19 protein-coding genes and 2 pseudogenes are annotated in these 24,285 nt (G+C 39.0%); 14 read left to right on the top strand and 7 right to left on the bottom strand.

Features of this window, described 5'->3' with window-relative positions; translation table 11 throughout:
• Window positions 1-45: 45 nt before the first annotated feature.
• Window positions 46-579 carry a translation initiation factor IF-3 gene (gene infC / locus I8751_RS25080; protein ID WP_214441799.1) on the bottom strand — a complete coding sequence of 178 codons (534 nt, stop codon included), beginning with the start codon at window positions 577-579 and terminating at the stop codon, window positions 46-48.
• Between the two features lie 711 nt (window positions 580-1,290).
• Entirely contained in the window at window positions 1,291-2,175 is an 885-nt protein-coding gene (locus I8751_RS25075) for a ParA family protein (protein ID WP_214441798.1), read from the bottom strand.
• A 406-nt stretch (window positions 2,176-2,581) separates the two neighbouring features.
• On the opposite strand from I8751_RS25075, the gene I8751_RS25070 reads away from it, so the two are divergent.
• The 8 genes and pseudogenes from I8751_RS25070 to I8751_RS25035 all read left to right on the top strand — a co-directional run bounded on the left by I8751_RS25070 (window position 2,582) and on the right by I8751_RS25035 (window position 10,959).
• Window positions 2,582-3,949, top strand: a complete 1,368-nt coding sequence (locus tag I8751_RS25070; RefSeq protein WP_214441797.1) for an AAA family ATPase — start codon at window positions 2,582-2,584, stop codon at window positions 3,947-3,949.
• The gene (locus I8751_RS25065; RefSeq protein WP_214441796.1) at window positions 3,949-4,692 is read left to right on the top strand and encodes a ParB N-terminal domain-containing protein; all 744 of its coding nucleotides are present in this window, start codon (window positions 3,949-3,951) and stop codon (window positions 4,690-4,692) included. Before I8751_RS25070 ends, I8751_RS25065 begins: the two co-directional genes overlap by 1 nt.
• 38 nt (window positions 4,693-4,730) lie before the next feature.
• The gene (locus tag I8751_RS25060) at window positions 4,731-5,465 is read left to right on the top strand and encodes a hypothetical protein (protein WP_214441795.1); all 735 of its coding nucleotides are present in this window, start codon (window positions 4,731-4,733) and stop codon (window positions 5,463-5,465) included.
• Window positions 5,466-5,537: 72 nt separating this feature from the next.
• Window positions 5,538-6,791, top strand: coding sequence for a glycosyltransferase family 4 protein (locus I8751_RS25055; protein ID WP_214441794.1), 1,254 nt, complete (start codon window positions 5,538-5,540; stop codon window positions 6,789-6,791).
• Window positions 6,792-7,273: 482 nt separating this feature from the next.
• Window positions 7,274-8,458, top strand: a pseudogene (locus tag I8751_RS25050) (aminopeptidase P N-terminal domain-containing protein); the annotation flags it as partial.
• Window positions 8,458-8,913, top strand: a pseudogene (locus I8751_RS25045) (M24 family metallopeptidase); the annotation flags it as partial. The pseudogenes I8751_RS25050 and I8751_RS25045, both read left to right, overlap by 1 nt.
• 175 nt (window positions 8,914-9,088) lie before the next feature.
• Complete coding sequence (locus I8751_RS25040) at window positions 9,089-9,913, top strand: M90 family metallopeptidase (RefSeq protein WP_214441791.1); 825 nt, start codon at window positions 9,089-9,091, stop codon at window positions 9,911-9,913.
• Window positions 9,914-10,206: 293 nt separating this feature from the next.
• Window positions 10,207-10,959 (top strand): PEP-CTERM sorting domain-containing protein, encoded by a 753-nt coding sequence (locus I8751_RS25035; protein WP_225894398.1) that lies wholly within the window; start codon window positions 10,207-10,209, stop codon window positions 10,957-10,959.
• A gap of 1,318 nt (window positions 10,960-12,277) precedes the next feature.
• On the opposite strand, the gene crtO is transcribed toward I8751_RS25035, so the two are convergent.
• On the bottom strand, window positions 12,278-13,993 hold the full coding sequence (gene crtO / locus I8751_RS25030; protein WP_318780371.1) for a beta-carotene ketolase CrtO: 1,716 nt from the start codon (window positions 13,991-13,993) through the stop codon (window positions 12,278-12,280).
• A gap of 77 nt (window positions 13,994-14,070) precedes the next feature.
• Window positions 14,071-14,814: an LmeA family phospholipid-binding protein gene (locus tag I8751_RS25025; RefSeq protein ID WP_318780368.1), complete on the bottom strand. Its 744-nt coding sequence runs from the start codon at window positions 14,812-14,814 to the stop codon at window positions 14,071-14,073.
• Between the two features lie 641 nt (window positions 14,815-15,455).
• Between I8751_RS25025 and I8751_RS25020 the strand changes: the two genes are divergently transcribed.
• The 3 genes from I8751_RS25020 to I8751_RS25010 all read left to right on the top strand — a co-directional run bounded on the left by I8751_RS25020 (window position 15,456) and on the right by I8751_RS25010 (window position 19,780).
• On the top strand, window positions 15,456-17,228 hold the full coding sequence (locus tag I8751_RS25020; RefSeq protein WP_225894396.1) for an ABC transporter ATP-binding protein: 1,773 nt from the start codon (window positions 15,456-15,458) through the stop codon (window positions 17,226-17,228).
• Window positions 17,229-17,310: 82 nt separating this feature from the next.
• Complete coding sequence (locus tag I8751_RS25015) at window positions 17,311-19,107, top strand: ABC transporter ATP-binding protein (RefSeq protein ID WP_214441788.1); 1,797 nt, start codon at window positions 17,311-17,313, stop codon at window positions 19,105-19,107.
• A 409-nt stretch (window positions 19,108-19,516) separates the two neighbouring features.
• A complete protein-coding gene (locus I8751_RS25010) occupies window positions 19,517-19,780 on the top strand; it encodes a hypothetical protein (RefSeq protein WP_214441787.1) in 264 nt (87 codons plus the stop codon).
• A gap of 167 nt (window positions 19,781-19,947) precedes the next feature.
• Here I8751_RS25010 and I8751_RS25005 read toward each other — a convergent pair whose 3' ends face one another.
• Window positions 19,948-20,157, bottom strand: coding sequence for a hypothetical protein (locus tag I8751_RS25005; protein WP_214441786.1), 210 nt, complete (start codon window positions 20,155-20,157; stop codon window positions 19,948-19,950).
• A 211-nt stretch (window positions 20,158-20,368) separates the two neighbouring features.
• On the opposite strand from I8751_RS25005, the gene infC (I8751_RS25000) reads away from it, so the two are divergent.
• Entirely contained in the window at window positions 20,369-20,857 is a 489-nt protein-coding gene (gene infC / locus I8751_RS25000; RefSeq protein ID WP_214441872.1) for a translation initiation factor IF-3, read from the top strand.
• A 252-nt stretch (window positions 20,858-21,109) separates the two neighbouring features.
• On the opposite strand, the gene I8751_RS24995 is transcribed toward infC (I8751_RS25000), so the two are convergent.
• Window positions 21,110-21,808 carry a class I SAM-dependent methyltransferase gene (locus I8751_RS24995; RefSeq protein ID WP_214441785.1) on the bottom strand — a complete coding sequence of 233 codons (699 nt, stop codon included), beginning with the start codon at window positions 21,806-21,808 and terminating at the stop codon, window positions 21,110-21,112.
• 169 nt (window positions 21,809-21,977) lie between these two features.
• Here I8751_RS24995 and I8751_RS24990 point away from each other — a divergent pair, with 169 nt between their 5' ends.
• Window positions 21,978-22,349: a DUF2237 family protein gene (locus I8751_RS24990; RefSeq protein WP_214441784.1), complete on the top strand. Its 372-nt coding sequence runs from the start codon at window positions 21,978-21,980 to the stop codon at window positions 22,347-22,349.
• A gap of 68 nt (window positions 22,350-22,417) precedes the next feature.
• Here the strand turns inward: I8751_RS24990 and I8751_RS24985 are convergent, their stop codons facing one another.
• Window positions 22,418-22,540: a WecB/TagA/CpsF family glycosyltransferase gene (locus I8751_RS24985; protein WP_318780370.1), complete on the bottom strand. Its 123-nt coding sequence runs from the start codon at window positions 22,538-22,540 to the stop codon at window positions 22,418-22,420.
• 174 nt (window positions 22,541-22,714) lie between these two features.
• Between I8751_RS24985 and I8751_RS24980 the strand changes: the two genes are divergently transcribed.
• On the top strand, window positions 22,715-24,283 hold the full coding sequence (locus I8751_RS24980) for an alpha-amylase family glycosyl hydrolase (protein ID WP_214441783.1): 1,569 nt from the start codon (window positions 22,715-22,717) through the stop codon (window positions 24,281-24,283).
• Window positions 24,284-24,285 lie beyond the last annotated feature (2 nt).

Below are 24,285 nucleotides of genomic sequence, written 5' to 3'. Positions count from 1 at the left end.
ATTGTCAGTCGGAGATTCTACTTGTTAGCTATGAAATTCGGAGAATTATTTTTTGGGGGATATCAGCATCATCATGTTTCTCCCTTCTTTTTTGGGTGCTTGCTGCACTTCACCAAATGGCTCCAAATCAGTAGCCATGCGCTTGAGCAGATGTTCTGCCAAGTCGCTGTGTTGAATTTCTCGACCCCGGAACATCACGGTAGCTTTGACCTTATCACCATCTTTGAGGAAACGCTCTGCTTGCTTAACACGCACGTTGTAGTCGTGTTCCTCAATCTTGTAGCGCATCTTCACTTCCTTAACATCGGCCGTGTGCTGCTTCTTCCGGGCTTCCCGCGCTTTCTTTTCCTGCTCAAACTTATATTTCCCATAGTCCATAATCCGACAAACCGGCGGGTCAGCCTTGTCACTGAGTAGCACTAAATCCAGATCTTTCTCTTCTGCTAGTTGTAGTGCTTCTTGTGGAACCATGATTCCCAGCTGCGCGCCATCGGTGTCAATGACTCGGATTTTTGGGAAGCGGATGCGTTCGTTAATTTGGGGCAGATCGCGAGTTCTTTTCTTTTCAATCACAGCCATTATGATTTGTGGAAGCTCTTTAGTTAATAATGTGGTTTGCTTGGTCTTGATTGGTGTTCCTCAGAAGTACAATACTGAAAATAACTGAGGATTTAAAAAAGAGTCTGTAGCTCTAGGATAGCTAATTCATAAAGTAGTTTGTTTCGCTGTATTTGTTATTCTACTCACTCTGAGCAAATTTCTCTGCAATAGTTAACGTAAATTACATAACCTAGATAAATATTAAATTTTATTACAGTCTTTCATAAAGGTAAATAGGACGGTTTAAATACTTAAGAAGTTTGTAACGAGGCAGTGTGTTGGCTAAGGTGTACACACAAGTCCGAAAATATTACCTACATTTGTTTTAATCTGGTAGTGGCGTGTCAAGACTAAAATAGTGCATTAGATGTAGGTTGGGGAGCCACTTCTGTGCGGAGAGAAGTGCGGTCTTGGGGTCTCCCCAAGAGGAGCAACTTCGGGGGGTTCCCCCCATTGAAGAAAGTGGCGTTTAAGCGCAGCACAACCCAACATAAATTTCGTCAACTCAACATGGATATTGGTGTTGGGTTTCCTTACGTCAAACGCCACTTACTTCAAGTCGGCAGAGCCGCCCAACGCAGTGGCTCCCCAACCTACAATTTTTTCGCTATTTTCTATTGCAACATTTAAGGCTTGCCAGTCCACTACTTAAGATTTATTTTATAAATAGTCTCTTAGGCACTTTTTATTTCATAGCTTTTGCAATAGTTCCTGAGTTAACTGAGAAAATGCTTTGGAACCTGCCGATTGAGGAGCAGTCAAAACTGCTGGCATAAAGCTATCAACAGCCTTAGCAACATTGACATCAACTGGTATTTGTGCCTTACAAATTTTTTCTACGCCAAAATCTTCAACAACGCGGTGCATGACTTGCTTATAGTATCTGCCAGTTAGTAAGTTGACAGTAGCCATACTAAATACAATTCCTAGCATTTGGATATTTATTTTAGCTTCCTGTTCATGGCTATCTTTTAGTTGAGAAATGCGTCTTTCTAACAATTGAATACCCACTACAGATAGAGGTTCGGGTTTAGCTGGGAGGATGTAGAAATCACTGGCAGCTAAAGCACTACGAGTCAATAAATTATAGCCGGGCGCACAATCTAAGAGGATGAAATCATACTCTTGACGTACTGGTTTTAAAATATTATTTACTAAGACTCTTTCAAAGCGATTCCAAACTGTTTCAAAGTCTTGTTCACCCAAAGCTGTTGCTTGTTGATGCAACATTTCTGACACAACAAATTCATCATACAAATCGATATCTCCTGGTAATAAATTCAGCCCAGGTAGATTACAAACTTCGGATTGAATGATATCTTGAATAGTCAGATCGGATTGTGACCCTGGATTCACAACTTCGTCTATTAAATATCTAAAAGTCTTACTTTGTTTACGACGCTTGGCAAAGTCTACAGGCGACATCAGACTGAGTGTAGCGCTGATTTGGCTATCTAAGTCAAGTACAAGTACCCGTTTACCATGATTTTTCGCCAAACAAGTAGCTAAGTTGACGGTGAGGGTAGTTTTGCCTACGCCGCCTTTCATATTTGCAGTAGCAATTACATATCCCATTGGTTATTTCCTCTGATGACGCATTCCCATTTAGGTAGCGTACAACCCTCTTCAATAATTAAAACTTCTGCTAAATTTAATATTTTCCGGGACTCAAAAGTTGAGACTGTCAGATTATAGCGGTTTTAATTGCGATCGCACTACAGATCTAACCCCCCAATCCTTGGCTAGTAAGGAGGAGGAGTAATGTATCACTCTTTAAAAGTTTGTATAACTAATGCATAGCTTATTTAGCAATAAATTCTATTTGCTATAGCTTTTGATTCACAGTAATAATACTAAATATAATTTAAAATCTATACATACTATTAAGTATTTATTGTGCCATAAATAACTAACACTATGGCATAATCGAATAACTATCAAGTTATTTACTGTGCTTATCAGTTTTTAGAGGTAAAAAATATTGCCTTTTAACCCGGAACTGTGTCGCAACGAAAGCGAAGTCGAAAGTAAACTCATAGTGCAATATTTGCTACCGCAGTTAGGGTATACTCCCGAAACGTGGCATCAGGAAGTTGCCTTTGGTAACATCCGCTTGGACTTTTTAGCATTTGCTGCACAAGTAATTCCCTTGGTATTAGATGCCAACTCACCGCTGAGTGTGGTTATGGAGGCAAAAAGCCCAAAGCAAAACTTAAATAATCATATTCCCAAACTCAGGCATTATTTAACAAGCTTGAATGTCAGGTATGGGTTGCTCACTAATGGCAAGGAAATTAGAATTTATGAGAAATTTCAAAATGACGTTCAACTAGTGTTTCAGTGTAATGGGAAAGATGTTGAAGAAAAGATAGATCAAATTACAGGTTTAATTGGAAGAGAGAATCTGAAAGAATGGCAAGTGATAGACGACTTAGATATTCAAGTATCTAATGATAATTTAAATTTGGAAGTAAAGAGGCAACATTCAATGAAAATAATCGCAGTTTATCACAATAAAGGTGGAGTAGGTAAAACAACTACTGTAGTAAATCTAGCCGCTGCTCTCAGAAAAAAGGGTAAAAGAGTTTTAGTTATTGACCTTGATAGTCAAGCAAATACTACATTTGCTACAGGCTTAGTTAAATTTGATGATGAAGAGTTTGATGATATCAAAGACTCTAATATTCGACATATTTTAGAATCAGGAGATTTTTATCCTATAGAAGAAGTTGCCAGAAAATCTCAATTTACTAACCCAGAAATTAGTGTTGTACCATCTCACATCAGTTTGATGAATGTTGAAAATGAACTAATTCAAAACGAAGATAGTAAAACGATGCTGGCTCAAAAGCTAGACACAATAGTAGAACAATATGATGTAGTTCTAATTGATACGCCGCCTTCTTTAAACTTGTACGCGAGGATTGCTTTAATTACTGCGGATTACCTTATCATTCCCTCTGACCTAAAACCTTTTGCTAATCAAGGCCTATTAAATGTCAAAGACTTTCTCAAAAAAATTAATGCTTATAGAAAATATCCTCTAAGAAAACCTCCAGTTGAGATTTTAGGTATACTTGCCTGTAAGATATCTACAAATAATCAATTTGTAAAACATACTTTACCTAAGCGACTAGATACTATCCCAAAACGCTATGGTTTTGAAATTATGGATACGGTGATTTATGAAAGAGATGATCTAGCAAAATGTGCAGAAAAAACTCTGATGATTGGAGATATTGAAGTAGCTGATCCTGTTTCTGTACTTGATTTTAAACCAGACTCAACTGCCGCACAAGAGTTTGAACTATTAGCAATGGAAGTTTTACAAAAGACAGGATTAATATAATGAAATTATCTACATCACTTGTTGCTATCAAAAAAATTATCTCTAGCAAGCCTCGTTCACTTTTTGCAGAAGAGGAATTAGAACAAGCTGCTAAGTTAATTTTAGAATCTGAAGGAGTTATTAACCCTATAGTTGTTCGCAGAACAAGCCTACAATCTTTTGAAGTAGTAGATGGAGACTTTGAATATTATGCTGCTGCTAGAGCTAGAGAAATAGATCCTCGCAAAGGCGAAATGATTGGAGTATTTATTATTGAAGATGAGAATGAGGAAGCTTTAACAAAACAAATTGAAGTATTCAGAAAGCCAAAAAATAGTAATATTTACAGCAATATAGCTACTAGTTCAGATGCCATTGAATTGCGCTTTATAAATATGGAATCACGTACTACAAATACAGAATCTCGTGTAACAAATCTTGAATCACGTATTGAAAGCCGTACTAATGAATTACAGGAAGAACTGAGGCGTGAAATTAAAAGTTTTACCAACAAACTAAATGCAATTGAAAATAGGCTTCCAAAGCCTATTGAACCACTAGAAGCACTTAATAGCTGGTCTTTACCTGAACTGACTTCTAAATTGAAACGGATTAATGTGAAAACTCCAATAATTGCAAATATAGTTAATGAGCGTGAAAATGGTAAATTTGAGTCCTTTAGTAATGTAGTTGATCGTATTAAAGGCCTAGGCGACAAAACAATGCTAAAAATTATTGATAGTTTTTCTGATGGTATTAGTTAATTTAAAATATTCTATTCAGTTAAAATTTATTACTAATTATGGATAACTTAGAATCCAAAATCATTGAAATATTGAACCGTGGAACTCCTCTAAGAGCAGTCAAAATAGCTGAAATGCTAGGAATTGAAAGACGGGAAGTCAATCACTACTTATATTCTTCATTAAAAAATAGAGTTGTTCAAGATAGTGAATATAAATGGTCATTGAAGACACATGAAATAGGTAGTAATCAGCGCATCCCAACTCAACCCCAAAAGCCACAAAATCAACCATCAAGACCTACACAACGAGATACTTCTTATAGGTTTACCAAAAAAGATATTCAACAAGATGTCCCAACTCCATCTTCACAACCCATCAAGTCTGAGAACTTGGAGAACTTTTATCAAAAACACTTTCAGCAAAACTCTCCAATTCCACCTTCACAACCAGTAAAGCAAAACAATCCCTATGAAATTGTGAGAACAGAACTTGCTCAAGTATCTTCCGAAGAAAAAATAAAAATTATAGAAAACGCTTTTAGGCAAGACAAATTTGTACAATTAGAAGATGAGCAAATAAATGCTCTCCAATCAATTTTGGAAGAAGCGAGACGTGAAGTAAATATAACTAATACTGCTTATACACAAGGAAAACTCAGCTTTTGGAAGAATAATACTGTAGCGATCGCATTTGTGTCTATTGCCTTAGCTCTTGGTACATTCTTCGTGATTAATCAACTGAGATTTAACTCAACTTACCAACCTACCCCAAATATTCCACAAAATCGATAGCTTTGCAAACTCCTAAACTCTCCCTCTGCGCCTCTGCGTGAGACATTCCCCTTTCTTCAAAACCATACTTGAGTGACTTTCTTGATTCGCACTTTATTCATCACCAAAGAAGTACCGTACCCACCCATTGGCGGAGTAAGCTTACGTACCTGGCAAAACATCAACATCATGATGAAGTTTGGCCCCATTGGTGTTTTTTCAGTTTCTAACTGGAGTCCTCAAAATACATCTTTACCCGGAGTCGCACTATGGAAACATACCAACGTCGCCAGCCAGCGCTCAAACTGGGAAAAATTAGAAAATCGTTTGTGGTGGTTGCAATCACGCAGACATCCAGATGCTAATTGGGCTTATGCAAAAACTGCGGCTGAAGAATTAGACGCAATCCTCACAAAGTTTCAACCCAATTTGGTAATTTTTGAAGAAGTCTGGTTGTACCCATACTTAAATGTAGTCAAACGCCATCAATGTCAAATTATCTTCGATAACCATAATGTAGAAGCATCTGTTTGGCAGCAAAGACACAATTCAATTCCAGATTTTAAGTCACAATTACAAGCCAAAATTCAACTAAACCATCTTTTTTCCATCGAAAGCGATTTCGCCAGCCAAGCTAGCCAAGTATGGGTATGTAGCGAAGATGATTCAAGCTTAATAAAGCAGTATTACAAGCAAGTAGCACCAACTCAAGTCATACCCAACGGAATTAATGTCGCCCACTATAATAGTGTGTACTCCCGTGAATGTCTCCCAGCGACTGGGTTAGAAAATACACGCCACAATATACTATTTCTCGGTCAACTTTCATACTCACCCAACACAGTAGCAGCTGAGTTACTGATTTATCAAATTTACCCCCGACTACGCAAACTTTACCCAGATAGCCGTCTGCTGTTGGTAGGGCGTAATCCCACTTCATCTATGCAAGTAGCTGCCCAGAGAGAATCTGGAATTATTGTTACTGGCAGCATACCCGATGTGCGACCTTATTTAGCTGCTGCTAGTGTAATGGTTGTACCTTTACTTCAAGGCGGAGGTACACGCTTGAAAATTTTAGAAGCGTTTGCGGCTGGCTGTCCTGTGGTTAGTACTACCAAAGGTGTAGAGGGTATCAAAGCTAGAGATGGGGAACATCTATTAATTAGAAATGAAGTTGAAGAGTTAGTTGAAGGTGTCAATCAACTTTGGCTAGATTCTTCGTTAGGAAATAAACTAGCTAATTCTGCTTATGAACTCGTTCAGGCGGAATATTCTTGGGAAGCAGTTAATCGCAAAATCGAGCTAGCTGTTCATCAGTTAATTCCCGAATTAGCCCTTTCAGAGTGATTTTTGACACTGCGCGCTCTCAAGAGACCCAGTTTTTTGGCAACTCTTCTCCATTCCCCATACTCAAAAACCATGCCCCTTGTAGTACTTTGTCAAGCTAGTTTTGAGAGTTTGTAGTAAGCACTTTAGTGCTTAGATAAAGAATGACTCAAGCCCTTACTACGAAATTGCTTAAGCTGTTACGCATTTAACTTGAACATTTACATGAAGGCTGATGACCTATGATTGATAACCGTTAACCGTCAACCGTCAACAGTTAACAGTTAACAGTTAACGACCGTAAAGAGTGTTTACACAATTTAGGCGCGCATCAGTTTATCCATCAATTTAAACTTGACGTACTAGTAGGTTTAGTTTTTTTAGTCTCTAACGAGAATTGGCTAGAATAACTTCAATTAGTCGCAACTAAGAGGTATCGACTGTACAACCTCATTGTTGTCGAAAGTCTAAAATAACACCATAAATTCACAGATTAATCAGCTATGGAAGCAGAATATCGGCAGCGTCGCGAGCAGTTAATGGCAAAAATTGGTAATAGTACAGCCATTTTTCGCAGTGCGCCAATGGCAGTGATGCACAACGATGTCGAATACGCTTATCGCCAAGATAGCGATTTTTTCTATCTGACTGGCTTTAACGAATCTCAAGCAGTGGCAGTATTAGCACCACATCATCCAGAACATCAGTTTGTGCTGTTTGTCCAACCTAAGGAGCGAGAAAAAGAGGTTTGGACTGGCTATCGCTGCGGGGTAGATGCAGCAAAAGAAATTTATGGTGCAGATGAAGCTTACCCCATCGCCGAACTAGATGAAAAGTTGCCGCAGTATTTAGAAAAAGCCGATCGCATTTACTATCATTTAGGACGCGATCGCAATTTTAACGATAAAATCCTCAAACATTACCAAAGTTTATTACGGACTTATCCCAAGCGCGGTACAGGGCCAATTGCCATTGCAGATACTGGCCCTGTCCTCCACGTCATGAGACTGATCAAAAGTCAAGCCGAGTTAAAATTGATGCGTCAAGCTGTGGCGATCGCAGTTGAAGCACATAATTATGCAATGGAAACTAGTACACCTGGACGTTATGAATACGAAATCCAGGCGGGAATAGAACACATCTTTCGGTTGCGGGGGGGAATGGGGCCAGCTTATCCTTCAATTGTGGCTTCCGGTGCCAATGCTTGTGTACTTCACTACATCGAAAATAATCGGCAAATTCAAGATGGGGAATTGCTGTTAATTGATGCTGGTTGTGCATACGGTTACTACAACTCCGATATTACCAGGACATTTCCTGTAGGAGGTAAATTTACCCCAGAACAAAAGATATTATATGAGATTGTACTAGAAGCACAGAAACAGGCGATCGCCAAAGTGCAACCAGGTAACTCATTTAACTTGGTTCATGATACAGCAGTACGCGTACTTACTGAAGGTTTAGTTGAAGTAGGCATCCTCAAAGGTGAAATTGACAAGTTAATTGAAGAAGAGAAATACAAGCCATATTATATGCATCGCACCAGTCATTGGTTAGGCTTGGATGTCCATGATGTAGGTGTTTATCAGCACGGTGAAGATAAACCACAAATTTTACAACCAGGTCAAATACTAACTGTAGAACCAGGACTATATATTGTGCCTGACACTAAATTAGCAGAAGACCAGTACTAGAAGCACAGAAACAGGCGATCGCCAAAGTGCAACCAGGTAACTCATTTAACTTGGTTCATGATACAGCAGTACGCGTACTTACTGAAGGTTTAGTTGAAGTAGGCATCCTCAAAGGTGAAATTGACAAGTTAATTGAAGAAGAGAAATACAAGCCATATTATATGCATCGCACCAGTCATTGGTTAGGCTTGGATGTCCATGATGTAGGTGTTTATCAGCACGGTGAAGATAAACCACAAATTTTACAACCAGGTCAAATACTAACTGTAGAACCAGGACTATATATTGTGCCTGACACTAAATTAGCAGAAGACCAGCCAGAAACTGACCAAAGGTGGGTTGGCATTGGCATTCGTATTGAGGATGATGTATTAGTAACGCCTGATGGGCATGAAGTTTTAACTGCGGGAGTTCCAAAAGCAGTGGATGAAGTTTCACGAATGGGTTAATTAATCCATATAAGATTCTGTCAGATTAAAATCTGCTTTTGTAATAAGGTGCGTTAGAATCTCGTAACGCACCATCTGAAATTCAACCGAATATTGAATAATTATTTTTTTGTATTCCTTGAAAAATCTGAAATCATAAAAAACTCTAATTATTCACTAAATTAGATAGCAATCAATGGTTGCAACAATTATTATTTTTCTGATTATGGGGCTGATTATCATAGGAATTTTAATCAGCCCCTTCCTGATTAAACAACGAAGAAGTCGTGTAAAAAATCGTCCTTTTCCACCGCTTTGGAGTGCCATTATTGAAAATAACTTTCCTCTTTCTCTGCGACTTTCCCCTATAGAACGTAGACGGCTCCAAGGACATATTCAAGTATTTGTAGCAGAAAAACAATTCATTGGCTGTGGGGGATTGCAAGTAACAGAAGAAATGAGGTTAACTGTTGCGGCGATCGCCTGTTTGCTTTTATTAAATGAGCGAGGAGAATATTTTCCTAAACTTCGTTCGGTTTTGATTTATCCCAGTACTTATTTTGTGAATGAAACCGTAGCCACTGGAAATTATATTATCGAAGAAAGGCGTGTAGCCAGATTAGGGGAATCATGGATTAATGACCAAGTAATATTGTCTTGGGAACAGGTACAACAAGACACTGGTAACTGGAAAGATGGACATAACGTAATTCTTCACGAATTTGCTCACCAATTAGATCAAGAGGATGGTAAAGCTGAGGGTGTTCCTATTTTGCAACGCAACTCAGACTATGCAATGTGGGCTAGGGTCATGACAGAAGAATATCAACAACTCTGCAATGATGTTCAAAAAGGTATAAAAACCGTGATGAATAGCTATGGCGCGACTAATCCCGCAGAATTTTTTGCCGTAGCAACTGAGACATTTTTTGAAAAACCGCACCAACTGTTAAAGCAGCATCCGTCACTTTATGAGCTACTACAAGGTTACTATCAACTAGATCCTAGGCAATGGATTTAGATAGTTAATTTGCCTTAAAGACTTGTTTTGGGCTGAAATAATTCGATTTGGATCAGATAACTTTGCCTGTAGCGAATCCCTTAAAAAAGCTACTAAGTATTTATTTTATACAGTATTTGCTGGGTGCTTAGCAAATAATACTGAGTGTGACAGTTGCAAGTGTGGAATGCGACTTGTTGTTTGTTTTAAGTATTCATGGGAACCTATCGAAGTAACAAATAAACTATGCAGTGAATCTTGCAGATTCCATACAGAACGCCCCTAGTTCTGTCACATTCTTATAGGAGAAGAAAATGAAAATAGTTGCTTTTACATCTAAATTATTAGATGCATTTTTTGCTGCCACTGTTGTAATACCATTATCTTTTGTAGGGATATTTACTTTTGCTAATTCTGCGATCGCAGCCTCATTTAATGGTGACTTTCAGCTAAGTAGTGGATACACTTCTTTGCCTTCCACATCAGCAAGTAGTTTAGTAGAGTTATCAGCCAAATCTCTAATATTTTCTCCCCAACCCATAACACCAGTTGCTCTTTCAGCTCAAACAGGAAGTTTTACATCATTCAATACAGCCAAAATAAGTAATATTATTCAGTTTTCCCCTTTGTCTGTAAATAATCCTTTTATGGATTTTGGTAAAACTCTTCTACCTGGTGTAGTTCAGTCTGCTGCTGAATCTGCCTCAATCACAGATAAAATCAATACATTTAGCTTGAGTTCTGCTAATTATGAACTCAAACAAAGTGGTGAAAACGTCGCTATAGACGTTGCACTTTATGGACTATTTAGCAGTGAAGATGGTTCCAAATCTAAGGGAGCAGGAAACTTATCTTTCCAAGTCAACAATGTAAAAGTTGCCAATGTTGAGTCAATTCTTAGCAGTGGCGGCTCAGTTAATAACTTGGCTTTTTCTGGTGCTTTATTCACTACTACTTCTGTCCCTGAGCCAGCTACATTACTAGGTTTAGGAATAATTGGTGCAGCAATGATGATGTTTAGCCGTCGTCAATCTCAAGACAGTTCCATAGATATATCTGAAATATAACTACCAATTTACATTGTGAAAGTGACCGCAATTAGTTTTAATTAAAACTTTTAAGTTGTGATGTTTCTGCCACTGACAAGATATTTAACCACATCAGAATCCTGTTGTGGTTTTCGTTTGGTAAATTTACATTTCTTATTTTCTAGCGTGTCCGGACTAGTAATTATAATATATCAATTCCCACATTCGTGAGGTACAGCAATAAATAATTAACCGCCGATAAAAGAGGATGAACGCGGATAAACGCAGATAATTTTGTACTTCAGCAGGCTAGGAAACGCTATAAAATCTATTTTTATATAAAAGACGATTTATAAAGTAAATCTTAAGTAGGATGTGTTAGGTGATTAAATTCCCCTTTTCATGACCAATCATATCGAAATATGCGCCACAACACACTCTACAGCAATTTTATTTTTACTTTATAAATAACTTCAAAAGCAGCTTGAGACATAGAGCATTTATAACTCTTCTCCATGCCCGAAAACTATGCCCCTAGGGGGTATATTTTTTGATCATAGAGCCGCCTATCCTAAATAAAACGTTGAGTTTATAAAACTCTTAGAAACATAAAAATATAACATTATAAGGATGGATTTATTAAACAAATAATGATATGGGTGCTATTAGCTACTGCTGTATCTTTCATGGAATTTGTATAACTAGCAAAAAATATTACGTATACATCTAAAAAATAGTCAAATAGAATCAAGCAGATAGCCGTATCTTTTAAAGTATGACAAATAGCATACAGACTAGGCATTTGGAAAGCGTGAATGTCAAGAACAGTAATGTTTTTACCTTTTGCCTAGCCTACGGCAACGCTTACGCAAACTGCTTATTGTCTCCTGCTAGAGCTTTCATAATGCTTGCAGCAAATGTTTTTCAAATTTCAGTTTTACATCAATATATTTTTTAAGATGCCGACATACGTTGGCAACCAAAAGACGTTTTTACTTACATAGTTATTTTAAATTCAGTAATAGGAGGAAAACAGTTTTCTTACAAGCCTTGCTGTAAATACAAAGCTAGCATCCACCTTTACTTTTAAAAGTTTTGGTCTTATGCAACTATTAGATTGTTTTTTTTCAAACTTTCGTTGGTATCGTCGTCTATTGGGCGGTTCATGGTGGCAAGTTGAGGTTCCTTTGTTCGATGGTTCTCAAATTGTCTGGGTACGACACATGCCAGAATCTAAGTTCTATATTATACACAAGGAGGAATACTAGTACAACACAGCAAAAATAAAACATTCATTTCAAACTGTTAAAATGTTTTACTTCCACATAGCGGTACTAGCAACATCTTTGCACCAAAATCAATTAATTTTAAACACCGACTCGACAGTTGATTTAATCGAATCTCGTGCATCCTTCAAAGTTTGAGCAAAAGGATGTTTCGCTTGCAAAAACACACGAGCGCAATTGCGTCCTGGCATTCCGGAAATAGAACCACCTGGATGAGTTCCTGCACCAGTCAAAAATAAATTTTCAATTGGCGTTTTGTAGTTAGCTAATTCTGGCAAGGGACGGAAAAACACCATTTGATCTAAGGTCATATCAACGTGGTAATAATTGCCCTTGTACGCACCTAATCTTTCTCCTAATTCAGCTGGACTTTCTACACGACGGGCGATAGTGGCTGTTTTTACATTCGGCGCATAGTTTGCCAGCTTGTCAATTACTCTGTCTGCAACCTTATTTTTTAATTCATCTGTCCAACCAGTACCTTTTAAACCAGTACCTTCTGCACCTGCAATTTGATAGGGAGCAAAAAACTCAATCCATAAAGTGTGTTTGCCTGGTGGTGCTAAGGTTGGATCAAGGGCGCTAGGCATCACCACATACATTGATGGATCAGAATCGGGTATCTCTCCTAAGGTACATTTACTATGAGCCTGTTCTACATGAGCCACAGAATCTGCAATCAAGATAGATCCGATTAAATATTCATCTTTATGTGCGTGGTAGGGAAAACGCAGGGGTTCATCTAAAGCTAAATCTATCTTGAGGATAGTTTCGTTGTTGTTAACAATGCGGCGTTCTAATCTTTCCCACAATTCTGGTTCTGCTGCATCGATATCACTTTTATCAGTCATTTGCAAAAATAACCGCTTAGCATCGATATTAGAAATCACCCCGTATTTAGCACGATATTCTGTACCCCCGCTAACCCGCACACCAACGGCTTTGCCATCATCAATCAAAACTTTTTCAACATGCTGATCTGTGAGAATCACACCGCCTTTACTTTTAACTAAATTCACCAATGCTTGTACAAGGGCACCCGTACCGCCTCGTGGTCTTGCCATGCCTGGGTTATGACGCATTGCCATCATGATTGCACCAATAGCAATGGTTTTTTGTGATGGTGGCGCACCAAGTTCTGAGGCTAGTCTTGCTAGTGGTGCTTTGAGAAACTCCGAATCAAACCACTCGTTGAGTAGATCTTCAGAGCTAGTCAACATATTGCGAATAAAGTCTAGGGTTTTGTTTGGCGAACCGATGACTGAAAATAAATCTTTTATTTTTGTAATATCGTAATTGCCAGCGATATCGATAATTGATTTGGGCGGAGCATTAAACATGGGAATCATTGCGCCTAATGCCCGCTGCCAATATTGGGTAAATTCTGCGTATTTTTGGGCATCGCGATCACTATATCGAGCAATTTCTGCACAAGTCTTGTCTAGCGATTTATGACCTAAAAAATACTTGCCATCAGGATGGGGGCAAAAAACAACTGGATCGCATTCCAGATATTCCAAACCGTATTTTCCTAGTTCTAATTCTTCAACAACTGGCCCCAAATGGATAAATTCATGGTCAATGGCACACAAATTAAATTTAAATCCAGGCGCTGTTTCCGGTAAACATTCTTCTGTTGTTGCTGCCCCTCCTGGAACAGAACGCTTTTCGAGCAACAGGACGCTATAGCCAGCTTTGAGCAAATAAGCAGCACAAACTAGTCCATTGTGTCCCGCACCGATAATTACGACATCATACTCTTGCATATTTTTAATTTTGGAATAGATAGAGGTCAATAGAGTAGCTTGTTAATATTACAAAGTGTTAAGGAAACTTACAAGTTTGAAAATTAATAAATTCCCTTTCATTTAAGTAGAAAATCTATTTCTGAGGATGATAGTTGCTGCACATTAGCTTCTAAAATTATTGTTAAACTTTCCTTTGAAACTTCCATATTTTGGACACGGAATGCTATATCTTCCCATGTAAAATATGGAAGCTTTGCTAATTCTTTGATCTTCTGCATAAATGCCGCAATCAGTTCTATAGAAAGACCCTCTTTTTCGGTACATTTGATACTTTCTATTCTGATGGGTTGTGAATCAGTACGTGGAATAACTATTCCCACAACGCCTAATAACTGAGTACTGCTATTCTCCTTGATTAGTATTGTCCCTTTAAATCCTATTTTGCCATCACTAGGTAAAAATAACTGGATATTTTGTAGCTCAAAACTGACGCTTTGACCATCTAAATCCAACTGAAATTTTTGTACCAAACTGCGAACAAATTCGGAATCCAAAGCACAGTTAATATCTGCTTCTGTCATTACGACACGAGCAACAGCATTAACTGGCTCATTTAATTCTATTTGGCCAAAAATAGCACTTAAAGGATTAACAGAAATACTATCTGTTTGCAGTTTTATTTCTTGAACATGTATATTTTCTTTCAGCACTAATCCTTTTGCTGCAAAGGAAACGCCATCTGCATGTCCCTGAACTAATTGCAATAAATCGGTTTGCACATCTACGTCGATTTGTTCTGCTTCATCTAACTGGTTAGATAGCCTCCTTTCAGCTTCTTGTGATATTAACTGCTCTTCCAAACGTTGCTTGTCTGGCATGAAATTTTGCTCTCTTTATTTCCTGTTACTGGTTACTGTAAACGTTAAATATGCAAAAGCGTATCTATAGCGCGATATATACAAGTAGAAATATAGAAATAAATCAATAAGCTTCTACCTTCTATCTATAACAGTTTTAAATGATTGATGAAATTCTTTGCTTTTTTTTCTTGGCAACGGACACTTTCTTCTATGAGGCAATACTGCTAGCGTAGCGATAGCAAGCTTACGTATCGCTAAAGCGAAAGCTCCGCTAACGCGCAGCGTCTCGTAGAGAACGTTGTTCAAAAAGCGGTTCGATAGCTTTCAACATTTCTGAGAATAGCTATAACCAACAATTGGGATAATTACTCTTAACTAAAAAGCATCATCTTTTTCATTAATCTTTAGAAGGATTTAAAATAACCTTTTTTAGAAAGTTGTTTAATGAAATCTGCCAGTATCCTACTTTAGGACTAGATATAGCAATCTACCAGCCTGAAAATGGGCATCGTTAGCAGGATAAAAATAAGGGTAGCGATCGCCTGAGTATACCGATAATGTAGTGCCAATCCTACTAGCAGAGGATGTACTAAGGAGCAAAAAATAAGAGATAATTTTTCAGAAACACAGGAGTAAATTCATTGGTTCAACAACCAGAACTTCAGGAAAAGTCTTCAATGCAGGCAATTCAGCGTGTCCTGGGGAGTTTGCGTGCTTACCGATGGATTTCACTGGGAGCCTTAGTCAGTTTGTTGCTGTTGACAGTTGCCAATGCACTGACTCCCCAGTTGTTTCGTTGGGGCATCGATCAAGGCATTATCCCACAAAATTTACAAATTGTACTTTATAGCGCTGCTTGGATGGTTGTTGCAGCGATCGCTCGCGGTTTATTTAACTTTGGACAGAGCTATTTGGCAGAGGCCGCATCTCAAGGGGTTGCCTACGAATTGCGTAACCAGATTTTTAGTAAAATTCAAAATCTCAGTTTCAGCTATCATGACCAATCACAGACCTCTCAACTGCTAACCCGCGTCACTAGCGATATTGAACAGATTCGCACATTTGTGGGTACTAGTCTTATTCAAGTGATTGGTGGAATTGTGACATTGGTGGCAATTGCGGTGGTTTTGCTGGTGATGAACTGGCAGCTAGCGCTGATTACACTAACGGTTGTACCGATGTCAGCATGGTTAATGGCACAATTTATCACTCGCAATAACAAACTATTCCGGCAGGTACAAGAGCAACTAAGTGATCTCAACGCCGTTTTGCAAGAAAACTTGTTAGGGGTCAGGGTAGTGAAAGCCTTTGTGCGAGAGTCAGCTGAAACCAAGCGTTACACCACCATGAATGATGCTTTGGTCAACGCAAATATGAAGACCATTCGCGCCATTCGCAATACCTTCCCGTTTATCTTTTTGTTGAGTAATTTAGTAACATTGGCAGTTTTCGCCTACGGTGGGGCGCAGGTAATTGAGGATAGCTTTTCCATTGGTGAACTAGTAGCGTTTAACTCCTACTTGGCATTGATTCTTCAACCAATTTTATTGATTGGCTTTGCTGCACCAACGATCGCCCAAGCTGCAGCTTCTGCTGAACGGATTTATGAAGTGGTAGATGCAGAAGTAGAAATTCGCGATCGCCCAGATGCGATTCCTTTTGAAACCTGCAGTGGCAGAATTACCTTTGAGAACGTCTGCTTTCGCTATCCTGGAGCTGCAACAGCAGCTCTCAAAAATGTTTCCTTTGAAACAAAACCCAAGGAATTGATCGCCGTTTTGGGGATGACAGGTTCTGGGAAAAGTACGATTATGAACTTGATTTCCCGATTTTATGATGTCACACAGGGAGCAATTCGCATTGACGGGCGAGATGTGCGAGATTTTACACTCCATAGTCTGAGAACGCATATTGGAATTGTCTTCCAAGAAACTACGTTATTCTCTGGTACTATCCGCGAGAATATCACTTATGCCAAACCCAACGCTACCTTAGAGCAAGTGGTTGAGGTAGCAAAAACTGCTCAAATTCATGATTTTATTATTAGTTTGCCCGATGCCTACGAAACGATTGTGGGTGAACGTGGCGTGGGTTTATCTGGCGGACAAAAACAACGAATTGCGATCGCCCGCACCTTACTGACCGATTACAGTATTCTGATTTTAGATGACAGTACTTCTGCGGTAGATGCCAAAACTGCTGCTCAGATTCAAGCTGAACTAGATGACCTCATGCGCCAAAAAGCCTGTGTAACTTTTGTTGTAGCTCAACGCATTAGCACAGTTAAAAACGCTGATCGTATTTTGCTCATCGATCAAGGACGATTAATTGCCCAAGGTACTCATGAAGAATTGATGCAAACAAGCCCACTATATGGTGTAATTTTGGAATCTCAAGTCAAGCAAAAACAATAAGTATAATACCAAATTTAAATAAATTTCTGTAACGGCTTTTTGACAAAAACTTTTAATCCAAAATCTAAAAAAGAAAATTGCTATGAGAGGTACAGGCCCAGTTGTTGCATCCGATCAAAATGCGAATCACCAACTCTCCACTCTGCGACGCTTTTTACAATACCTGCGACCTTACCGCAAAGAAATTCCTATTGCCCTGACATTAGTAGCGATCGGTGCGTCAACTCAGGCAATTGGGCCATTCTTACTTGGGTGGTCAATTGATAACTTGATTGCAAAAGGCAATTTGCAAAGCTTATTACTACTATTAGGACTACTAGGACTAATCTACGGACTTGGTATTTTGGCAATCCGGGGTCAAATCTTGCGAGTTGGTTGGATTATGCAGCGGTTGCTAGCTCAATTACGGCAAGATATTTTTATTAAAATCCAAAGTCTACCACTGAGCTTTTTTGACCGCAGTGAAGCCGGCGATTTAATGAGCCGCTTGCTGAATGATGTGAATACCGTTAATCAGGCCTTTGGACAAACGATCGCCCAAATGTTGGGTAATACTTTGAGTTTGGTTGGTATTGTGATTGCGATGCTCTCAATTAACTTGCAACTTGGTTTATTGAGCAACTTAGTTGTACCACTGATGATTGTAACCACCAGCTTATTCGCACGTTGGGCAAGAGCTAGATTTCGTGTCACCCGCCAAACAATTGGGGAACTTTCCGCCAAATTAGAAGAAGACATTGGTAGTGTGCGAGAAGCACAAGCATTTAATCGTGTAAATATTAACATCGCAGAGTTCGACGTTCTCAACGCTGCCAACCGTGATGCCAACGTCGAAGCAGTGGCAATTACCGCCGCTTTTTTGCCGTCAATTGATTTTCTTAACACCCTAGCAACTGCAGCTGTACTAGCTTATGGTGGCTATCTCGCTGTCACAGGAGCAGCAACAGTTGGTGTAGTAACATCCTTTTTACTTTACGTTCAGCAGTTCTTCCGCCCTATCCAAATTCTCAGCCAGTTTTACACCCAAGCTCAGTCTGCCTTTGCCGGATTAGAACGCATTTTCCTACTCTTGGATGAACCGTCACAACTTCAAGATGCACCCGATGCGACTGAAATGCCTCCTATTCAAGGTGAGGTGATATTCGATAACGTTACCTTTGGCTATAACCCAAATCAACTGGTTCTTAAAGGAGTGAATTTACACGCCTATCCAGGACAGATGATTGCTTTAGTCGGAGCGACCGGATCGGGTAAAAGTACGATTATTAACTTGATTTTGCGTTTCTACGATGTCTCTGGTGGTGCAGTCAAAATTGATGATATTGATGTGCGTAGTGTGACTCAAGCTAGTTTGCGCCGTCAGATTGGCATTGTCTTACAAGACAATATTTTATTTAGCGGTACTGTCGCCGAAAATATTGCTTTTGGCTGTCCCCACGCTACCCAAGCTGAAATCGAAGCGGCGGCGCAACTGGCAAATGTACATGAGTTTGTCACCTCACTACCAGAGGGTTACGCAACTCAATTAGGTGAAAGGGGTGCCCCCTTGAGTCAGGGACAGCGACAACTGGTTAGTATTGCTCGCGCGGTATTAATTAATCCCCAAATTTTGATTCTTGATGAAGCAACCAGCAGCATAGATACCCGTACAGAAGCACTAGTACAAAGTGCGATCGCCCGTTTACTCAAAAATCGTACTAGTTTTGTGATTGCTCATCGTCTTAGCACAGTTACCCAAGCCGATCAAGTATTGGTGATTCAGCAAGGAGAAATTGTCGAACGGGGTACTCATGAGCAGCTGATTAATCAGCAAGGTGTTTACGCAAACCTCTATGCTTTACAGTTAGGCGCAGCGTCAGCAATGGAAGCTATTAGTTAAAAATGATCCAAAATATGGTGAAATAAAATATTCCTATTGACTTTCTTAATCAGCAACTTGAAGTTACGCTCCTAGCTACACAAGCTAATGAATGCAACCAGAAATGTGATATCTGCTGTATTCATGAAATAAGACGATCTTTAGTAGTTGAATAATTCGATTTTTCTAAAATTACTAAAGCTATTGCCTGATTTTACTTTGATTTTGTTTAAAATTTGTAGGTATCGGAAGTACTATTTATAAATTTATTACTCCAAATCTATATTTTAAACACTCACCAATAGAATGATTTTTTTGGTAAGTTAAAAAACTTATCTTACTTGTTAGCTGTTCATTAAGAGTTTTTTTAGAAATTTTTCTTTATTAGGATTGTTAAAATATGATGTAGGTTAACATAAAATCCAAAGTTATGGTTACAAGCAAATTTAGTAATACATTATCTGCGATTGAGTTAAATGCAGGTAGAAAATTAAACTGGCATTATGACCAATTAAAAGAATATCTCAGTTTTACAGTCAATAACGAAGCTATTGAAGTAATACCCAAAAACAAAATACTCCAAGAATCTGAGCTAGAAACTTTAAAAGAGGCTTTGTTAGATTATGGTTTTCAGTACAAAAAAACTATAGATGATTCAATCTTAGTTTTTGAACAAAATATTGAATTAAGATAAACTCAAGTTCAAAAAATTTGTACTTGTTGAGAAGCGCAGCCCCAAATAGGCTTGTCGTAGACACCGCCATACTTGAATAATCCAACTAACTAAAAAATGCCCAAAATCATGCACTAATATAAAGCATGGGGCATTCTTGCTAGAGAAAATCCAGAATTAGGGATTGTTTAACTTGCTAAATCAACTAATGCATCACTCCGGAAGCGAACTACGCTTGAGACTAAACAGCCGCGATAATGCTCAGATGTAAATACTGAAAGTGTAATATTTGGCTGCTCAGTACTTGAGATACTTTTTACCTTGCAGACTTGCATCTTGTTATTGCAGTAGGCAATGATGCGATCGCCAGCCTTGACATCTAATGCTTTAATTTTCAATTAACACTCAACCTTATCAAGAAATTGGCTTCAGCAGAGGAAAACTTTGTTACTGCGTCTCACTTGCTAAATAGTTTACGATGCTTAGTTTAGAGTAACATAGAAATTAGACATTCGTTACCGTGTCCTAAAAATATCACTCATAGGTAGCATTGTGTTACGTTGGCATGATTTGCCAAGTAAAGTCTTGAAAAATTGAGAGGAAACCGTTATCGTAGTCCAAAAGCAACTGATTAACTCACAAATCAAGTCACCTCAAGTCTTCTTGATTGACCATGAGAATAACAATCGTGGTTTGATCGATACACAAGAAGCTCTACAGATAGCACAAAGCGTAGAGCTTGACTTAGTCGTAGTCTCCCAAGGCAAAGACACTCCAGTAGCAAAGATCCTCAACTACGGCAAGCTTCAGTATCAAAAGAAAAAGCGTCAAGGACAGAGTGCTAGACCTGTAGTCAAAGAAGTTCGGCTTCGTCCAAATGTAGGTGTGGCTGATTACAACTTACGTATCGAGCAAGCAGTTCAATGGTTGAGTAAAGGCGATTCAGTGAAATTTGCTATTCGTTTAAGAGGTCGAGAACATCAGTATCGCGACCAAGCTGGAGAACTACTAGAGCGAGTTGTAAATGATCTTAGTCAGGTAGGTAAAGTCCAGTCGCTTGATAAACGTTCATTAATTGCTCAAGTCATTCCTGCCTAGATTCATTAATTAATTCTTAAATATAGTGCGGGGTAACTCATCAAAACTAACACGGCTGCAAAATAGTAAGGAGACGAGCCAGGGAATTATACTGGCTCCCCTACTGACAAGGCATGGCTAGATTAAATAAATGCCGATGATAGAAATTTTATTAATGTAACATTTTAGCCTGAAATTATTTGTACATACATCGTAGCCGTTGTAGTACTTGGCGCATTAGTTTTTGCTAAATTGAACTTAAGACACATCACACTAAGTTGAGTATTTAGCAAGATTACGTCTTTGATATTCAATCCGCACTTGCTTCACATCAGTTTGTTCAGACTCTAAAAGCAGAATATGCTCTACTTGGTGTAATCCTAATTTTTCAAACTGCGCTAGTTCGGAATTTGACAACGGCCACGGAGGCCCGGAGGGTTCATTTTCTGTCTCGCGAATACGAGTAATAATTAGTAGTATCCCACTAAGAGCAACGACAGAGGCAATAGAAGAAATAACTGAAGAACGCACACTCAATGGTAAAGCTTGAATATTGCGACATTCAAAAACAAAGTCAAAGGCAAGATGCCATTGTGAGGGAATTGCCAACAAATCTGCAATTACATAATTCACAGTCGAATCGGGAAATCGCTCTTGACACCAAGCGACTGCTGTGGGAGATATATCAAAAGCAGTCACTTGAAATCCTAGCTTTGCTAAAGCTTCTGCATCATCTCCCAAACCACAACCAATTATGAGTGCCTTTTGGCCTGAAGCAAATGGTTCATGAGTACTCAACCAATCTTGCAAATAGGGGTGAGGAGCTAACTTAGCCCAAGGTATTTGTGTTGTATCACCTTTAGCTGAGGCATATAAAACTTCAAACCATGACGATGGTTCTGATTTTTGTATAGCTTCTGTAGCTAACTGTTGAACATAAAGCCGTAAATCTTCAGGTTGTTGTTCAAACATAAAATTAAAGACGAAGCTTTCTGTTTTAGAGACTATTTATAAAGTAAATCTTAGTTTTACTTAATCGTTAAGTAGTTAAATAAAGTTTTCCTTTAACAGAGCGTAGAAGCAAAATAGATGATGGTAGCAGTACAGCAGTTCAAACCACTAAAACAACAAGGAATTGAAAATGGCAGATGCTAAAAACGTGCTAGGCACAAATCTAGAAATTTGCTGCACTTCTCCCACAACTGGGTATTACCGTGATGGATTTTGTAACACAGGCGGTCAAGATTTTGGGATGCACGTTGTTTGTGCCCAAGTGACAGCAGAATTTTTGGAGTTTACCAAATTGCAGGGAAATGACCTCACCACACCAGTGCCCCAATTTAATTTTCCAGGATTGCGCCCAGGCGATCGCTGGTGTTTGTGTGCGGCTCGTTGGCAAGAAGCCCTTGATGCTGGGGTAGCTCCACCTGTGGTTCTATCAGCCACCCATGCTAGAGCCTTGGAAGTCTGTAACCTGGAAGATTTACAGCAACACGCCCTAACTTCCTCATAGGCATTGCATTATTCAACGAAGAGGCAAGGGAGCAGGGAGCAAGGGGTATAGTAAATATAGGGAGGGATTCAACCCCATCCAACCAGAACATCAAATGCCGCTCCTACCCCCAACATAACTGCGGGGATATGGGTTGTGTGTTTAGCCATCCAACACTCTTGTTTAGGACATCCCAATCTTACAAAAAGAATACTGATATTTTGGACACAGTAACGACATTGAAAGCGCTGTTATGAAGCTTTTTTCTGTGTATCTTAAATTAGAATTTACGAAATAATATTAAATACCTCTGTGGATTCATGAAAATTTGAGGTAATTGTTTTAAACATTGAGGTGCATATTTCGGAATCAATGCGTAAGTCCTCATGGCTAAAGTTGAAGAATTTGCACCCCAAGAGCTCTCTGACACAGATCTAAAACCACGCGGAAGGGTTCAATTAAGTCCTGTCAGTTGGCGAGACCAGTTTTTGTACCATCTACTACCTGATAGATTCAGTGACGATAACGAAAGTCATAGGGAACTTTTTGACCGTACCAATCCTTTAAGATTCCAGGTAAAAAACAAAGCTGACTGGATAGCAGCAAGTACAAAGTTTTTAGGTGGAACTTTCAGGGGAATTAGAAGTAAGTTGGATTACTTACAAGGATTAGGAGTGACAACATTATGGATTAACTCTCCTTGGCGACAACTTGACCTAGAAACAGACAACAATGACAGCATTCAAAACTTTTTAGATATTGACCCCAACTTAGGAACTTGTCAAGATTTAAGAGATTTAATAGATGCCGCCCACGATCGCCGGATGTATGTCATCCTAGATGTCATCTCTAACCACAGTGGTAATGACTGGTTCTATAGAGATGAAATGATTGCAAATCTGGCAAGAGTTTATCAGTACTGGATTGCTCTTGTTGACTGCGATGGGTTTTGCATCAAGACAACCGAGCGCATTCCTCCTCAAAATGCCCGCAAATTCTGTACTGCTATTCGTGAATATGCTCAATCTATCGGCAAGGACAACTTTTTGCTGACTGGAAAGATAAATTCCGATAACATGACAGATGCTTACTTAGATATTTTCGGTTGTAATCTCAGTGCTGTACTCGACATCGCCAGCGCTCCTGATACTTTAACTTCAATGGCTAAGGGTTTAGCAGACCCTTGTGTATTTTTCGATTTGTACAGCGAAAGTCATCTTGCAGGGCAATGCCGTCAAGATGGTTTGTATCATGTTTCTATTTTGGATGATGATATATCATCCCCTAATTGTAAGCAGCGATTTGCTGTCCATAGTGATGTTCCCAACCTTTATGAGCAGATTGCTAACGTTGTTGGGGTGCAACTAACCATGCCAGGAATTCCTGCTATTTATTACGGAACAGAACAGGCTTTTGATGGCAATGTAGATAATCTTGAAGACACGCAGTTTGCAGCATATAAATGTAGCCGTGAAGCCATGTTTGGTGGTGATTTTGGCGCGTTTCAAACAGCAGGCTGTCATTTCTTCAATCCAGATCATCCCACTTATTTAAGAATTGCAGCGATCGCTCGCCTCCGCAACCAACACGATAAAATTGGCAAAGCTTTACGTCGAGGACATCACGTCCTACGGGAAACATCGTTTTGTAATTACCCGTTCTCGATTCCTCAACAAGGAGAATTAGTTGCTTGGTCACAAATTCTGTTTGATACAGAGGTGTTGATGGTACTGAACACCCACGCCTTAGAAAATCGCGGTGCTGAAGTGACAGTCGATGCTGCTATGCATCCTCACGATTCAACCATGACTTATTTATACAAGAGCGATTGGAGCGATAAACAATTACGCTATCCGCCAGATAGACAAACTATCACTGTGCAACATTATCACGATGATGGTAGGGCTTCTGTACGGATTGATTTGCCTCCCTCCTGTATGGCAATTCTAGTGTAGTT

The sequence above is a fragment of the Atlanticothrix silvestris CENA357 genome (assembly GCF_016056295.1).
GTDB lineage: Bacteria > Cyanobacteriota > Cyanobacteriia > Cyanobacteriales > Nostocaceae > Atlanticothrix > Atlanticothrix silvestris.
The sequence above is the reverse complement of the archived record's forward strand: the minus strand, read 5'-3'. Positions and strand labels throughout refer to the sequence as shown.

What these genes read in the sequence shown, in the direction of transcription:
- I8751_RS24995 (WP_214441785.1), bottom strand. Translation starts at nt 21,808, where the DNA reads ATGTTTGAACAACAACCTGAAGATTTACGGCTTTATGTTCAACAGTTA.
- I8751_RS24990 (WP_214441784.1), top strand. Translation starts at nt 21,978, where the DNA reads ATGGCAGATGCTAAAAACGTGCTAGGCACAAATCTAGAAATTTGCTGC.
- I8751_RS24980 (WP_214441783.1), top strand. Translation starts at nt 22,715, where the DNA reads ATGGCTAAAGTTGAAGAATTTGCACCCCAAGAGCTCTCTGACACAGAT.
- infC (WP_214441799.1), bottom strand. Translation starts at nt 579, where the DNA reads ATGGCTGTGATTGAAAAGAAAAGAACTCGCGATCTGCCCCAAATTAAC.
- I8751_RS25040 (WP_214441791.1), top strand. Translation starts at nt 9,089, where the DNA reads ATGGTTGCAACAATTATTATTTTTCTGATTATGGGGCTGATTATCATA.
- I8751_RS25015 (WP_214441788.1), top strand. Translation starts at nt 17,311, where the DNA reads ATGAGAGGTACAGGCCCAGTTGTTGCATCCGATCAAAATGCGAATCAC.
- I8751_RS25035 (WP_225894398.1), top strand. Translation starts at nt 10,207, where the DNA reads ATGAAAATAGTTGCTTTTACATCTAAATTATTAGATGCATTTTTTGCT.
- I8751_RS25075 (WP_214441798.1), bottom strand. Translation starts at nt 2,175, where the DNA reads ATGGGATATGTAATTGCTACTGCAAATATGAAAGGCGGCGTAGGCAAA.
- I8751_RS25010 (WP_214441787.1), top strand. Translation starts at nt 19,517, where the DNA reads ATGGTTACAAGCAAATTTAGTAATACATTATCTGCGATTGAGTTAAAT.
- I8751_RS25060 (WP_214441795.1), top strand. Translation starts at nt 4,731, where the DNA reads ATGGATAACTTAGAATCCAAAATCATTGAAATATTGAACCGTGGAACT.
- I8751_RS25065 (WP_214441796.1), top strand. Translation starts at nt 3,949, where the DNA reads ATGAAATTATCTACATCACTTGTTGCTATCAAAAAAATTATCTCTAGC.